11 protein-coding genes are annotated in these 13655 nt (G+C 72.8%); 9 read left to right on the top strand and 2 right to left on the bottom strand.

All coding sequences use genetic code 11. The features are described 5' to 3' along the window. Positions 1 to 272 precede the first annotated feature (272 nt). The gene (locus tag ACK4LS_RS13745) at positions 273 to 1151 is read right to left on the bottom strand and encodes an A/G-specific adenine glycosylase (protein WP_409718328.1); all 879 of its coding nucleotides are present in this window, start codon (positions 1149 to 1151) and stop codon (positions 273 to 275) included. A gap of 370 nt (positions 1152 to 1521) precedes the next feature. On the opposite strand from ACK4LS_RS13745, the gene ACK4LS_RS13750 reads away from it, so the two are divergent. From ACK4LS_RS13750 to ACK4LS_RS13770, 5 genes are all read left to right on the top strand, one after another. Continuing rightward, positions 1522 to 2028 (top strand): hypothetical protein, encoded by a 507-nt coding sequence (locus tag ACK4LS_RS13750; protein WP_409718331.1) that lies wholly within the window; start codon positions 1522 to 1524, stop codon positions 2026 to 2028. Further along, positions 2028 to 2921, top strand: coding sequence for a tRNA pseudouridine(55) synthase TruB (gene truB, locus ACK4LS_RS13755; protein WP_409718334.1), 894 nt, complete (start codon positions 2028 to 2030; stop codon positions 2919 to 2921). Before ACK4LS_RS13750 ends, truB begins: the two co-directional genes overlap by 1 nt. Further along, positions 2918 to 3286 (top strand): hypothetical protein, encoded by a 369-nt coding sequence (locus ACK4LS_RS13760; protein ID WP_409718337.1) that lies wholly within the window; start codon positions 2918 to 2920, stop codon positions 3284 to 3286. The genes truB and ACK4LS_RS13760 overlap by 4 nt, the downstream gene beginning before the upstream one ends. A gap of 215 nt (positions 3287 to 3501) precedes the next feature. Next, positions 3502 to 3921 (top strand): hypothetical protein, encoded by a 420-nt coding sequence (locus ACK4LS_RS13765; protein ID WP_409718340.1) that lies wholly within the window; start codon positions 3502 to 3504, stop codon positions 3919 to 3921. After that, entirely contained in the window at positions 3918 to 4862 is a 945-nt protein-coding gene (locus tag ACK4LS_RS13770) for a bifunctional riboflavin kinase/FAD synthetase (RefSeq protein ID WP_409718343.1), read from the top strand. Before ACK4LS_RS13765 ends, ACK4LS_RS13770 begins: the two co-directional genes overlap by 4 nt. A 108-nt stretch (positions 4863 to 4970) precedes the next feature. Here the strand turns inward: ACK4LS_RS13770 and ACK4LS_RS13775 are convergent, their stop codons facing one another. After that, on the bottom strand, positions 4971 to 6326 hold the full coding sequence (locus ACK4LS_RS13775) for an MFS transporter (RefSeq protein WP_409718355.1): 1356 nt from the start codon (positions 6324 to 6326) through the stop codon (positions 4971 to 4973). Positions 6327 to 6553: 227 nt separating this feature from the next. On the opposite strand from ACK4LS_RS13775, the gene ACK4LS_RS13780 reads away from it, so the two are divergent. From ACK4LS_RS13780 to ACK4LS_RS13795, 4 genes are all read left to right on the top strand, one after another. After that, a complete protein-coding gene (locus ACK4LS_RS13780; protein ID WP_409718346.1) occupies positions 6554 to 9055 on the top strand; it encodes a heavy metal translocating P-type ATPase in 2502 nt (833 codons plus the stop codon). A 55-nt stretch (positions 9056 to 9110) separates the two neighbouring features. Next, positions 9111 to 9749 (top strand): hypothetical protein, encoded by a 639-nt coding sequence (locus ACK4LS_RS13785; RefSeq protein ID WP_409718349.1) that lies wholly within the window; start codon positions 9111 to 9113, stop codon positions 9747 to 9749. 200 nt (positions 9750 to 9949) lie between these two features. Then, entirely contained in the window at positions 9950 to 12109 is a 2160-nt protein-coding gene (locus ACK4LS_RS13790; RefSeq protein ID WP_409718352.1) for a DEAD/DEAH box helicase, read from the top strand. 297 nt (positions 12110 to 12406) lie between these two features. Further along, positions 12407 to 13435, top strand: coding sequence for a 6-phosphofructokinase (locus ACK4LS_RS13795; protein WP_141375580.1), 1029 nt, complete (start codon positions 12407 to 12409; stop codon positions 13433 to 13435). Positions 13436 to 13655: the final 220 nt, after the last annotated feature.

Raw genomic sequence — 13655 nt, forward strand, 5'->3', positions numbered from 1 at the left:
CGCGGGTCCCCACCTCCCCGGCCCCCCCCCCGCCCCTCCCCCCCCGCGGCCACCCCCCCCCTCCGCGAACGACCGGATGCCGCCCTGCGGGGCACGGCATCCGGTCGTTCGCTTTCCCGGGCGGAGCCGTGTCGTACTCGGTCGGGGTGCGGCGGCGGTCGGCGTGCCAGGACGCCGAGGATCACGGCCGCGTGGGCGGGGCGAGGGTCGTGGGCCGGGACCTCGGCCGGGGATCGTGGGCCGGAGGACGCCGGGCGGAAACGCGTGCGGGCTCAGGCCGCCGGGTGACCCGGCAGCCGCAGCAGATCGTCGAGAGCCTCCGCGAGGCCGTCGGCGACGAGCGAGTCGATCGCCCGATCGCGCTGGGCCGCGTCGGGCCAGTCGGGCAGCACCGCGGGAAGCGGAACGGGGGAGGGGGCGGCATCGCGCAGGACCTTCAGCACGGCGCCCCGCGCCTGCCGGTCGCTGCCCTCGTAGGTCGCCTGACGGCGGCGGCGGTCCTCCGACTCGGGGTAGCCGGCGGCGCGCCAGGCGCACTGCGCGGCGAGGGGGCACGCTTCGCACTTCGGCGCGCGGGCCGTGCACACGATCGCGCCCAGCTCCATCGCCGCGGCGTTGACCACGGCCGACTCGGCGATGTCCGCGGGCAGCTCGGCATCCATCCGTTCGAGGTCTCTGCGGTGCGGCGGGCCGGGCTGCGCGCGGCCCTCGACGGCACGGGCGAGCACGCGCCGGGTGTTGGTGTCGACGACCGGATGCCGATCCCCGTAAGCGAACACGGCGACGGCCCGCGCGGTGTAGTCGCCGATGCCGGTCAGCGCGAGCAGCGCCTCGACGTCGCGGGGGACCACGCCGTCGTGGCGGTCGCGGATCTCGGCGGCGGCGCGGTGCAGCCAGAGCGCGCGGCGGGGGTAGCCGAGGTTGGCCCACTGGGTCACGGCATCGCCGGGGGCGGAGGCGGCGAGGTCGGCGGGCGTGGGCCAGCGCTCCAGCCAGGCCTCGAGGTGCGGGATGACGCGGTTCACGGGGGTCTGCTGGAGCATGAATTCGCTGACGAGCGTGCCCCAGGCGTCGAAGCCCACACGGCGCCACGGGAGGTCGCGCGCCGCGTCGCTGTACCACGCGATGAGCGGGGCGGCGAGTTCTGGCATCCGTCCAGCCTACGGTCGCGGGCGGGCGCCGCCCCCTCCGCATAAACGCTCTGCGCGCGCGGAAACGCGAGGAGCGCGTGTTTCCTCGTGCGCAGAGCGTTTATGCGTGGGGGGGCGTCGGGTGGGGCGGGCGGGGGCGGGCGGTGGGCGGAGCGGGCGGGGGCGGGCGGTGGGCGGCGGTGCGCCGGGGGTGGCGCGGCGTGCGCGGGGGCGGGGACGGCATGCATAAACGCCGTCCGCGCCGGGAAACGCGGTGAGAGCGTGTTTATGCGCGCGGATCGCGTTTATGTGGGGGGTGGAGGGCGGCGGGGCGGGCGCGAAAGGTCGGGCTGCGGGGTCGGGTGTCGGTGGTCGAAAGTAGGCTGGGGGCATGGCGTCGAGCGAGAACACCGTCCCCGATCTGCAGCGCAACCTGGTCGCCCTGATGCGGCAGAACAACCGTGCGGGCCGTGTCGTCGTCGCCGTCGACGCGCTCGACCTCGACGCCGCGGCGCAGTTCGCGAACGACTTCGAGCGGGCGATCGTCGACGAGGGCACGGCCGTCTTCCGTGTCTCGGTCGCCGATGGGGCGCCCGACGTCCGCGAGCGACTTATCGCACCGTTCCGGGCGGGCGAGGCGTTCGGTCCCGACGCCATCGCTCCGGCCGACGCGGTGCTCGTCGTCTCGGGCCGCTTCCTGCTCCGCCCCGAGGTGCGCGGGATCTGGAACTTCACGATCTGGCTCGAGAGCAACCCGCCCATCGGGGCGCCGCGCCCCGAGCTGCCGGATGCCGAGAAGCACTACCTCCGCACCGTTCGGCCGAAGGCCGCCGCGTCCGTGATCGTGGAGAACTCCGACCCCGCCCACCCCGTACAGGTGTTCGGGGACTTCTGCTGATGGTCCGTCCCGGCATCCTGCTGGTCGACAAACCGGGGGGCATCACCAGTCATGACGTCGTGTCGCGGGCGCGGCGCGCGCTCGGCACCCGCAAGATCGGCCACGCGGGTACCCTCGACCCGATGGCGACCGGTCTGCTCGTGCTCGGCGTGGAGGGAGCGACGCGGCTGCTGACCTACATCGTCGGCGCCGACAAGACCTACGAGGCCACGATCCTCCTGGGCGCCTCGACCGACAGCGACGACGCCGACGGCGTCGAGACCGCGCGGGCGGATGCCGCCGACGTCGACGCCGTGACCGACGAGGCGATCGCGGCGGGCATCGCCGACCTCACCGGTGAGATCGATCAGGTGCCGAGCACGGTCTCGGCCATCAAGGTGGCGGGGCGGCGCGCGTACGACCTCGCGCGCGCCGGCGAGCAGGTGGAGTTGAAGGCGCGTCGCGTCACGGTGTCGCGCTTCGAGGTGCGACAGACGCGTCGGGACTCCGGCACCATCGCGCTCGACGTCGTCGTCGACTGCACGACCGGCACCTACATCCGCGCGCTGGCTCGCGACCTGGGCCGGGCGCTCGGCGTGGGCGGGCACCTGACGGCACTGCGTCGTACGCGCATCGGCGCGTTCGAGGTGCAAGCGGCGGCATCCGTCGACGACCTCGCCGAGGACGCGCTGGTCGAGCCGGCCACGGCTGCGGCGGTTACGGTCGGAGCCGTCGCCGTCGGCGCCGACGAGGCGCGCGACCTGCGTCACGGCAAGCGCATCGACGGTGGCGGGCGGCTCACCGCCGCCGTGGCCGCCGCCATCGACCCCGACGGGCGGCTCGTCGGCATCGTCGAGAAGCGCGGCGCACAGCTGAAGAGCGTCATGAACATGCCCGAGGAGACCTCCCGATGATCCTGTGGTTCACGCTCGCGCAGGTCGGCCTGGCCGTTCTCGCGGGAGTCGTCGCGATGACCGCCGGTCTCATCGGCCGCCGCCCGGGCGATGTGACCGTCGGGTCGCTGGCCCTCATCGAGCTGTTGCTGGTCGCGCAGATCGTGGTGGCGATCATCGCGCCGTTCGCGGGGAACCCGCCGACGGGGAGCCTGCTGGAGTTCTGGACCTACCTCGTCTCTGCCGCCCTCGTGCCGATCGCCGGGGCGGCCTGGGCGCTCATCGAACGCAGCCGCTGGAGCACCGTGATCATGGGCGTCGCCGCCCTGGCCGTCGCCGTGATGGTGTGGCGCATGCACGTCATCTGGACCGTGCAGATCGCCTGACGACGCGAGAGGCCGGGCGCCCGGGCTCCGCGGTCGCGCGGGAGCCGACCCCTTCAGCGCGCTCAGGCACCTGCGCGCGGGCCGACACCGCTCATCGACCTCGCGAGCCGACGCCTGGGCCAGCGCCGCTCGGCGACCGCGCGGGCCGACGTCGCTCAGCGACCGCGGGCCGACGCCGCTCGGCGACGGCGCGGGCCAACTAGAATCGTGGGGTCATGGCATCCACCACTCCCACCCGCACCCGGGGGATGACCGGCATCGGCCGTGTCCTCGTCGTCGTCTACGGCATCATGGCGCTCGCCGCCACGGGCCGGTCGTTCGTGCAGATCGTCCGCGAATTCGACGATGCCCCGCTGGCGTACTCCCTGTCGGCGCTCGCCGCGGTCGTGTACATCCTCGCCACCCTCGCCCTCGTCTTCTCGGCGCGCCCCGCGTGGTACCGCGTGGCCTGGGTCGCGATCGGGTTCGAGCTGGCGGGCGTGCTGGTCGTGGGCACCCTGAGCCTGGTGCTGCCCGCCCTGTTCCAGCACCCCACGGTGTGGTCCGTGTACGGATACGGATACCTGTTCATCCCGCTCGTGCTGCCGTTCCTCGGGCTGTGGTGGCTCGTGCGTCACCGCGGGACGGCCTCGTGATCGTCTTCCGCGACCCCGCGGAGGTCCCGGCGGGGTTCGGGCCCTCGGTCGTGGCGATCGGCAAGTTCGACGGCGTGCACACCGGCCACCGCGCCGTGATCGACCGTGCCCGCATCGACGCCTCCGACGGCGCGCGCGTGGTCGCCGTCACCTTCGACCGCAACCCGCTCAGCGTGCTGCGGCCCGACCGGTGCCCGCCCGACGTGATCGGTCCGCACCAGAAGCTCGATCTGCTCGAGCGTGCCGGGGTGGATGCCACGCTGCTGCTCACCTTCGACGAGGCCCTCGCGGCGATCCCGGCGGACGACTTCGTGCGCGGCATCCTCGTCGACGCCCTCGAGGCGCGCACGGTGCTCGTCGGCCGCGACTTCCGCTTCGGCGCCGGGGGAGCGGGAGACCCCGCCCTGCTGGAACGCCTGGGCACCGAACACGGCTTCCGCGTCGACATCGTCGACGACGTGCGGGCGGTGCACGCCGACCGGCGCGTGTCGTCGACCTGGATCCGCGAGGCGCTCTCGGCCGGAGACGTCGCGACCGCTGCGCGACTGCTCGGGCGCGCGCCCTCGGTGTGGGGCGAGGTGGTGCACGGCCTCAAACGCGGACGCGAGCTGGGGTACCCCACCGCGAACCTCTCGCCCGATCTCGAGGGTTTCGTGCCAGCCGACGGCGTGTACGCCGGATGGCTCGTCGACGTCGACGGGGCGCGGCGCATCAGCTACCCCGCCGCGATCAGCGTGGGCACCAACCCCACGTTCGACGACGTGCACTCCCGTCAGGTGGAGGCGTACGTGATCGATGAGACCGGCCTCGACCTCTACGGCCACCACGTCGAGGTGCGCTTCGTCGAGCGCGTGCGCGGCATGACGGCGTTCGACGGGATCGACGCGCTGCTCGTGCAGATGGCCGACGACGTGGAGCGCTCGCGCGCGATCCTGCGCTGAGTCCGGGCCGCGCCGGTTCGTGGCGGGGCGTGCTGTGCGGCCCCGGGGCGTGGGCCGCGGCCGCATCGCCGGGGTCGCGTCACGACCGCCGCCGCCGGGCTCCGCGCGTCAGTCCTGCCGCGAGAGGTGGTTGCGGATGCCGAGGAACGATGCCGCGGCCCCGAGCACCATCAGGGCGGCGGTGAAGAGCGCCGCGCGGTGGAAGCCGTCGAGGTCGAGCGCTCCGCCCACCACCGCGGAGACGGCGGCGATCGCGAGCAGACCCGCGACGCGCGACACGGCGTTGTTGACGGCGGAGGCGATGCCGGAGCGCTCCGTGTCGATCGCGCCCAGCACGGCGGCCGTGAGCGGCGACACGGTCGCGGTGAGGCCGAGCCCGAAGACCACGACGCCGGGGAGCACCTGCGTCCAGTAGTCGAAGTCGGCCCGCACGGTGAGCAGCAGCAGGGCGCCCGCGGCCATCACCAGCGGCCCGAGCGTCATGAACAGGCGTGGGCCGAAGCGCCCCGCGAGCGCGCCCATGCGCGAACTCAGCACGATCATGAGGATGGTGCTGGGCAGCGACGCGAGGCCGGCGAGGGTGGCCGGCAGCCCCGCGCCCTGCTGCAGGTACACGCTCACCACGAAGCCGTTCAGCGACAGGGCGGCGTACACGAAGACGGTCGCGAGGTTGCCCGCCCAGAAGTTGCGTGAGCGGAAGAGGTCGAGCGGCATCATCGGGTCGCGCGCGAGACGCTGGCGCACGAGGAACCCCGCGAAGGCCAGGGCCCCGATCACCCCCGGCATCCAGATGACGGGGGAGGCCCACCCGAGGTTCGGCTGCTCGATGAGCGCGAAGACGATGCCGCCGAGCCCGGCCGCGCAGAGGATCGCGCCCAGGATGTCGACGCGGGCGCCGGGGCGACGGTGGTCGCGGTGGCCGAGGCGGGCGAGCAGCCACATCGTCACGGCGATCGGGATGACGTTGACGAGGAACACCAGCCGCCACGAGAGCGTGTCGACGAAGACGCCGCCGATGAGGGGTCCCGCGAGCATGGCGATGGTGGTGGCGCCCGTCCACACGCCGATCGCCCGCGCCTGGGCGGGTCCGCGGAACGTCGAGGTGATCAGCGCGAGCGAGCTCGGCACGAGCAGCGCGCCCGCCACGCCCTGCAGGGCTCGGGCGACGATGAGGAACTCGGCGGTGGGGGCCGCCGCGATCGCCACGGAGGCGATGCCGAAGCCGACCAGTCCGATGCGCAGCACCACCACGCGTCCGAGCACGTCGCTGAGCGAACCGGCGACGAGGATGAAGGCCCCGAGGGTCACGAGGTAGGCGTCGACGACCCACTGCTGGGTGGTGAGTCCGCCGCCCAGGTCGTCGGCGATGGCGGGGAGTGCGACGTTCACGACGGTGCCGTCGAGGAACGACACGAACGAGGCGAGCACCGCGATCATCAGCACCACGCGCTGGTCTCGCGTCATCGTCTCCGTCACCTCTTCAGCGTAGGGTCGCGGCCGCCGCCGCGGGCGGGGTGGACAGGATGCCGAACCTCCCGCCCCGGGAGCACGGGTACGCGCGCGGGCGGTTCGGCGCAGCCCGCGTCGGCGCAGCGCGCGTTCGCGCGCCGGGGCGGGCGGCGCGTTCGCGCGGCCCCTGGAATACCCCCAGGGGGTATCCTGTTTGAGCAAGGGTGACCGGAGGAGGAGCCATGGGTGACGACACGGAGACCGGCGGGACCGCCGAGGCGATCCTCGACATCGAGGGCATGACGTGCGCGAGCTGCGTCGCCCGCGTCGAGAAGCGACTCGGACGGGTCGAGGGGGTCGAGGCCGCGGTGAACCTCGCGACCGAGACCGCGCGCGTGCGATACCCCGCCGACCTCGACACCTCGGCCCTCATCGGCGCCGTGCGCGCCGCGGGATACGACGCGCACCTGCGCACCCGGGAAGCCGTGCGCCGGGTGGAAGACGCCGCGGCTCCGGTGCCGGTCGTCGTCTCGGCCCCCGGGGGAGAGATGGATGCCGTCACGGGGCGCGACATCGCGAGCGGTGCCCCCGCGGCCCCCGACGCCGCGCCCGAAACCCGCGCCGCATCCGACACCCACGCCGCGCCCGACACGCACGACGAGCACGGCGGACACGAGCAGGGCGGACACGTGCACGACACCGCCGATGCACCCGGGGCGACGCCGCTGCGCGTGCGCCTGTGGGTGTCGCTCGCGCTCGCCGTGCCCGTGGTGGCGCTCGGCATGGTACCGGCGTGGCAGTTCCCCGGCTGGCAGTGGGTCTCTCTCGTGCTCGCCACCCCGATCGTGCTGTGGGGCGGCTGGCCGTTCCACCGGGCCACGCTCCGCAACGCCCGCCACGGCGCCGCGACCATGGACACCCTCATCACCCTCGGCACCTTCGCCGCCTACCTGTGGAGCGTGTGGGCATTGGTGTTCGGCACGGCCGGGCGCCTCGGCATCCGGCACGAGGTGATGCTGTTCGGGCCGGTGCACGATGCCAGCTCGGTGGTGTATTTCGAAGTCGCCGCGGCCGTGACGGTGTTCCTCCTGCTCGGCCGCGTGATCGAGCAGCGGTCGACGCGGCGGGCCGGGGCAGCGCTGCGCTCCCTGCTCGACCTCGGTGCGCGCGAGGCGGAACTGGCCGACGGGCGGCGCATCGACATCGACCGGCTCACGGTGGGCGACCTCTTCGTCGTGCGTCCGGGGGCGACCGTGTCGACCGACGGCGACGTCGTCGAGGGGCGCGCGTCGATCGACGAGAGCATGCTCACCGGCGAATCGCTGCCCGTCGACGTCGCTCCCGGATCGTCCGTGACCGGCGGCACGATCGCTTCGGGCGGGCGCCTGGTCGTCCGCGCCACCGGCGTGGGCGAGCAGACGCGGCTGGCCCGCATCGCGCGACTCGTCGAAGACGCGCAGCTGGGCAAGAGCCGGGTGCAGCGCCTCGCCGACCGCATCTCGGGCGTCTTTGTCCCCGTCGTGATCGTTCTCGCCGTGCTCACCCTCGCCGCCTGGCTCATCGCCGGGCAGCCCCTGGCGGCCGGCTTCACCGCGGCGGTCGCCGTGCTGATCATCGCGTGCCCCTGCGCCCTCGGCCTCGCGACCCCCATCGCGATCCTCGTCGGCACCGGGCGCGCCGCGCAGCTCGGCATCCTCGTCACCGGCCCGGCCGCGCTCGAGTCCGCTGAGCGCATCGACACGATCGTGCTCGACAAGACCGGCACCCTCACGGCCGGGCGCATGAGCGTCACCTCCGTCACGGTCGTCGAGGGGGAGGATGCCGATGACGCCCTCCGCCGCGTCGCCGCGGTCGAGCGCGGGTCGGAGCACCCCGTCGCCGCCGCGATCGTGTCCGCCGCGCGCAGTGCGGCGGCGGGTGTCTCCGTCACCGATGCCGTCACGCAAAGGTCTGCGGCGGAGGAGGACGCCGCCGAGCGAGGCGAGCCCGTCGCGACCGACCTCGAGGCTCTGCCCGGTCGCGGGATCACCGGCGTCGTCGACGGCGTCCACGTGTTCGCCGGGAACGCGGCGCTGGCCGCCGAACGGGGAGCCCCCCTCCCCGCGGAACTCGCCGCCGCCGTCGAAGCGGGGGAGCGGCGCGGAACCGTCGTCGTGGCCGGGTGGCGCGACGCCTCCGGCGCGACGGCGGCGCGGGTCGTCATCGAGATCGCCGACACGGTGCGTCCCGAGAGCGCCGGGACCGTCGCACGGCTGCGCGAGATGGGTCTCGAGCCGGTGCTGCTCACCGGCGACAACCCGCACGTGGCTCGCGTCGTCGCCGAGGAACTCGGCATCCGGCGCGTACGCGCGGGGGTGCTCCCCGAGGGCAAGGTCGCCGAGATCGCGGCGCTGCGGGCAGAGGGGCGCACGGTCGCCATGGTCGGCGACGGGGTCAACGACGCCGCCGCCCTGGCATCCGCCGATCTCGGCATCGCCATGGGCGGGGGGACGGATGCCGCTCTGCACGCGAGCGACGTCGCCCTCCTGCGCGACGACCCCCGGGGCATCGTCACGGCGGTGGCGTTGAGCCGGCGCACGATGCGCGTGATCCGGGGCAACCTGTTCTGGGCCTTCGCGTACAACGTCGCCGCCCTTCCCCTCGCGGCACTCGGCCTGTTGAATCCGATGCTCGCGGGGGCGGCGATGGCGTTCTCGAGCATGTTCGTGGTGCTCAACAGCCTGCGTCTGCGACGCGCGGGCTGACACCTCCGCTTCGCCGCGACCGCGCGTTAGGGTCGAGGCGAACCCCGGAGGTCTCATGTCCCCCCTCGCTCGTGCCGCCGTCGTCGGCTCCGCCGTGCTCACCCTGACGGTGGCGCTGAGCGCCTGCGTGCCCGAGCCGGCGGCGTCTCCTGAGGCCTCCCCGCGGGCGTCGCAGACCGCCGAGACTCCCACGGCCGTTCCGACCGCGACCCCCACCCTCACACCCACTCCGGACCCCACGCCGGCCGTCGCGCTGCCGGCGTCATGCGAGCAGGCGTTCTCCGAGGGGCAGCGGGCGACGCTGGAGGGTCAGGGCCTCCCCCTCAACGATCCCGGGGTGACGCTCCTCTCGACCGATCAGGCCCCGCTCCTCGAGCTGCTCGCGACGGTGCCGACGATCCGCTGCTCGTGGGGAACCCCCAGCGAACGCGGTATCGCCACGAACGTGTCGATCGTCGATGCCTCGCAGGCCGCGACGGTCCGCGACACCCTCGCCTCGGCGGGGTACGGATGTGAGGACACCGGGTCTGCCACGCTCTGCCGCATCGAGCAGCGAGGGGTCTCTCTCGACGACGTGCCCTTCGAGCGGGGCGAGGTGCAGGCGCTCTCGGGCGACGTCTGGGTGAGCACCGCGTGGATCAACGTCGACCTGGGGTCGTACACCGAGGACATCCTGTCCACGGTCGTGGGCTGATTTCGGGCCGCGAGCGGCTAGAATGGATGGCGACCCCGTCGCCGTTCCCGCGTGAGCCCTCTCCGGCAGACCCCCGCGGACGGGTCGCGTGCCTCTCCCGCTCGGGTGATCGTGTCGCGGCGAATCTCGGGGTCACTGATCCACCGGCCATTCGCCGGGACGTTCCGGACTCACGTCCGGACGACACGCTCAGGAGGAGCATGCCGACCACGGCAACCGCCGCTCGAGGCTCGAGCCAGCGGCGCAGGAAGACCACGTCATCCCGACGAGACGACGAAGCCCCCGTCATCCCGATCCTCGCCCGCAAGGTGCGCGAGGTCGAGGCGAAGGCCCAGCGCGGCAAGCTCGGACCCACCAACCGCGTCAAGTTCCAGGTGATCGCGTTCCTCGTCCGCGAGGAACGCGCGCGGGTGAAGGCCGACACCGAGATCACCGACGCGGCGCGCGCCGAGTTGCTCAAGCGCCTCGACGGTGTCGCGACGATCCTCGCCAAGACCGCCGCCCGCGACACCTCGCTGATCCAGCTGCTCGAGGTGGATCAGGCCACCTCGCCCGTTGCTCGGCGCATGCGCCGCGACTGGCTGCTGGAGTCCGGGGCCGAGCTCGCGCCCGACGAGCTCATCATCACCGACAACACGCCCAAGATCACCCCGGTCGTGCCGGCGTCGCTCGCCGAGAAGCAGGTCGTGCCGGCATCCATCGAGGCACGCCAGATGGCGAACCCGTTCCGGGCGCCCGACCTCACGCCCCGCTCCAGCGGCGACGCGCCCCGCCGCCGTCTCGACGGCTGGGAGCTCATGGGCCCGCTGTACAAGGCGTTCGAGACCGGCGCCGGCGGGTCGGCCGCGAGCATGGACCTGCCGCCCGTCCCCGAATTCGATCAGATCTCGCCGCGCGGACTCGAGGTCATGCCGCACCAGTCGCGTTTCCTCGAGGCCGTGCGCCATGGTCACCGGGCGTTCCTGCTCGCCGACGAGCCGGGCCTGGGCAAGACCGCCGAGTCGGTGCTCGCCGCGAGCGTCGCCGAGGCCTACCCGCTGCTGGTCGTGGTTCCCAACGTCGTGAAGATGAACTGGGCCCGCGAGGTGCAGCGCTGGACGCCGCAGCGCCGCGCGACGGTGATCTCGGGCGGTGGCGCCGACATCGACGCCTTCGCCGACATCTTCATCGTCAACTACGAGATCCTCGACCGCCACCTGTCGTGGCTGTCGTCGATCGGGCTCAAGGGCATCGTCGTCGACGAGGCGCACTTCATCAAGAACCTCTCGTCGCAGCGGTCGCAGAACGTACTCGCCCTCGCGTCGCGCGTGCGACAGCAGACGCGCGACCCGTTGTTGCTGGCGCTCACCGGCACGCCGCTGATCAACGACGTCGAGGACTTCGACGCGATCTGGCGGTTCCTCGGCTGGACCAACGGCGAGAAGCCCGGCCCCGAGCTCATGGAGAAGCTGGACGCCACGGGCCTGACGCCCGCCGACAAGGCGTTCTACCCCGAGGCGCGTGAAGCCGTGATCTCGATGGGCATTGTGCGGCGCAAGAAGAAGGACGTCGCCGCCGACCTTCCCGACAAGCTCGTGGCCGACCTCCCCGTTGAGCTCGACGACGAATTCGGTCGTTCGATCCGTCAGGCCGAGCGCGAACTCGGCGCCCGCCTCGCCGCGAAGTACCGCCGCATCATCGAAGCGCGCGGCGACCGCGGGCTCGCCCCCGGCGAGATCGACGAGGACATCGTGCGTCTCGTCGCCCACGGCGAGCTCGAAGAGGCGAAGGCCGCCGGCTCCGGCAGCGAGAACGTCTTCACGATGGTCCGCCGTATCGGTCAGGCCAAGGCGCACCTCGCCGCCGATTACGCGGTGCAGCTGCAGCGGTCCGTCGGCAAGGTCGTCTTCTTCGCCAAGCACATCGACGTGATGGATGCCGCGGAGGCCCACTTCAAGGCGTCCGGCCTGAAAGCCGTCTCGGTGCGCGGCGAGCAGACCTCGACGGCGCGCCAGGCCGCGATCGACGCGTTCAACGGCGACCCCGACGTGGGCATCGCGGTGTGTTCGCTCACCGCCGCCGGCGTGGGTCTGAATATGCAGGCCGCCTCCAACGTCGTCCTCGCGGAGCTGTCGTGGACCGCCGCCGAGCAGACCCAGGCGATCGACCGCGTGCACCGCATCGGCCAGGGGGAACCCGTGACGGCGTGGCGCATCATCGCCGCGCACACGATCGACACGAAGATCGCCGAGCTCATCGACTCCAAGGAGGGTCTCGCCCAGCGTGCCCTCGACGGCTTGGCGGTCGAGCCCGGCTCGAGCGACTCCGTGCAGCTGTCGGCGCTCATGCACCTGCTGCGGCAGGCGCTCGGCGCGGCCTGATCCGGCTCCTCACGAACGCCCCGGTCGCTTCGGCGCCGGGGCGTTCGTGCTGTGGGGTCGGTGAGGTGGAGATTGTGCGTCGCGGTTCGCGCCGTGGAGTTCGCGCCGCGCGGTTCGTGCTGCGCGGTTCGTGCCGTGGGTTCGCGTTGCGGGGTTCGTGCTGCGGGGTCCCCGTCACCCGCGGCCGGTGCTCGTGGGTGCACTCGTGTGGCAGCGTTCCCGCCCACGGCGATAGGGTCGAAGACGGCAACGGCGCCGACCCCTTCACCCGAATCACAGCACCAGAGGACTCTGCCCATGAAGATCGGCATCCTGACCAGCGGCGGCGACTGCCCCGGGCTGAACGCGGTCATCCGTGGCGTCGTGCTCAAGGGCACGACCAACTACGACATCGAGTTCGTCGGCATCCGCGACGGGTGGCGCGGCGTCGTCGACGGCGACTTCTTCCCCCTGACGCGTCACGAGGTGAAGGGGCTGTCCAAGGTCGGCGGCACCATCCTCGGCACGAGCCGCACCAACCCCTACGAGGGCGCGCGCGGCGGTGCCGAGAACATCTCCAAGACCATGTACGGGCACCGTCTCGACGGCATCCTGGCCATCGGCGGCGAGGGCACGCTCGCCGCGGCCGACCGTCTGTCGAAGGACGGTATCAACGTGCTCGGCGTTCCGAAGACGATCGACAACGACCTGCGCGCGACCGACTACTCCTTCGGGTTCGACACCGCCGTCAACATCGCGACGGATGCCATGGACCGCCTGCGCACGACCGGTGACTCGCACCAGCGCTGCATGGTGGCCGAGGTCATGGGTCGCCACGTGGGCTGGATCGCGTTGCACGCCGGTATCGCCGCGGGCGCGCACGTCATCTGCATCCCCGAGGTGCCGATGTCGATCGACGAGATCGTCGAGCAGGTCACCCGCGCCCACGACCGCGGCCGTGCGCCCCTGGTCGTCGTCTCTGAGGGCTTCAAGCTCACGGGCATGGACGAGGCGTTCAGCGACAAGGGCCTCGACGCCTTCAACCGCCCGCGCCTCGGTGGCATCGGCGAACTGCTCGCCCCGGAGATCGAGCGCCTCACCGGCATCGAGACCCGCTCCACCGTGCTCGGGCACATCCAGCGCGGCGGTTCGCCGTCGGGCTTCGACCGCGTGCTCGCCACGCGTCTCGGCCTGCACGCCGCCGACGCCCTGCACGAGGGCGCCTGGGGCCAGATGGTCGCGATGCGCGGCACCGACATCGTGCGCGTGCCCTTCGCCGACGCCCTGGGTGAGCTCAACAGCGTTCCGCTCTACCGCTACGAAGAGGCCGCCGCGCTGTTCGGCTGAGTCGCGGCATCCGATGCCCCCGCTCGCGCGGGGGCATCGTCGTCTCTTTCCGTCGGTGCCTGCGCGCCGGGCCTGTTCGGGCGGAGGGGATCGTTCGAGCACAGGGCGTGGTTCGGCGCCGACGCCCTGTTCTGAAACGATCGCCTGTTCTCGGCGCGGCGCGCGTCCGCCGCCGGGATGCGCGGGTGCGGTCGCTGCGGTCGACCCGCGGCGGGGCGGT

It is taken from the genome of Microbacterium sp. (assembly GCF_046295495.1).
In the GTDB taxonomy this organism is placed as follows: Bacteria; Actinomycetota; Actinomycetes; order Actinomycetales; family Microbacteriaceae; genus Microbacterium.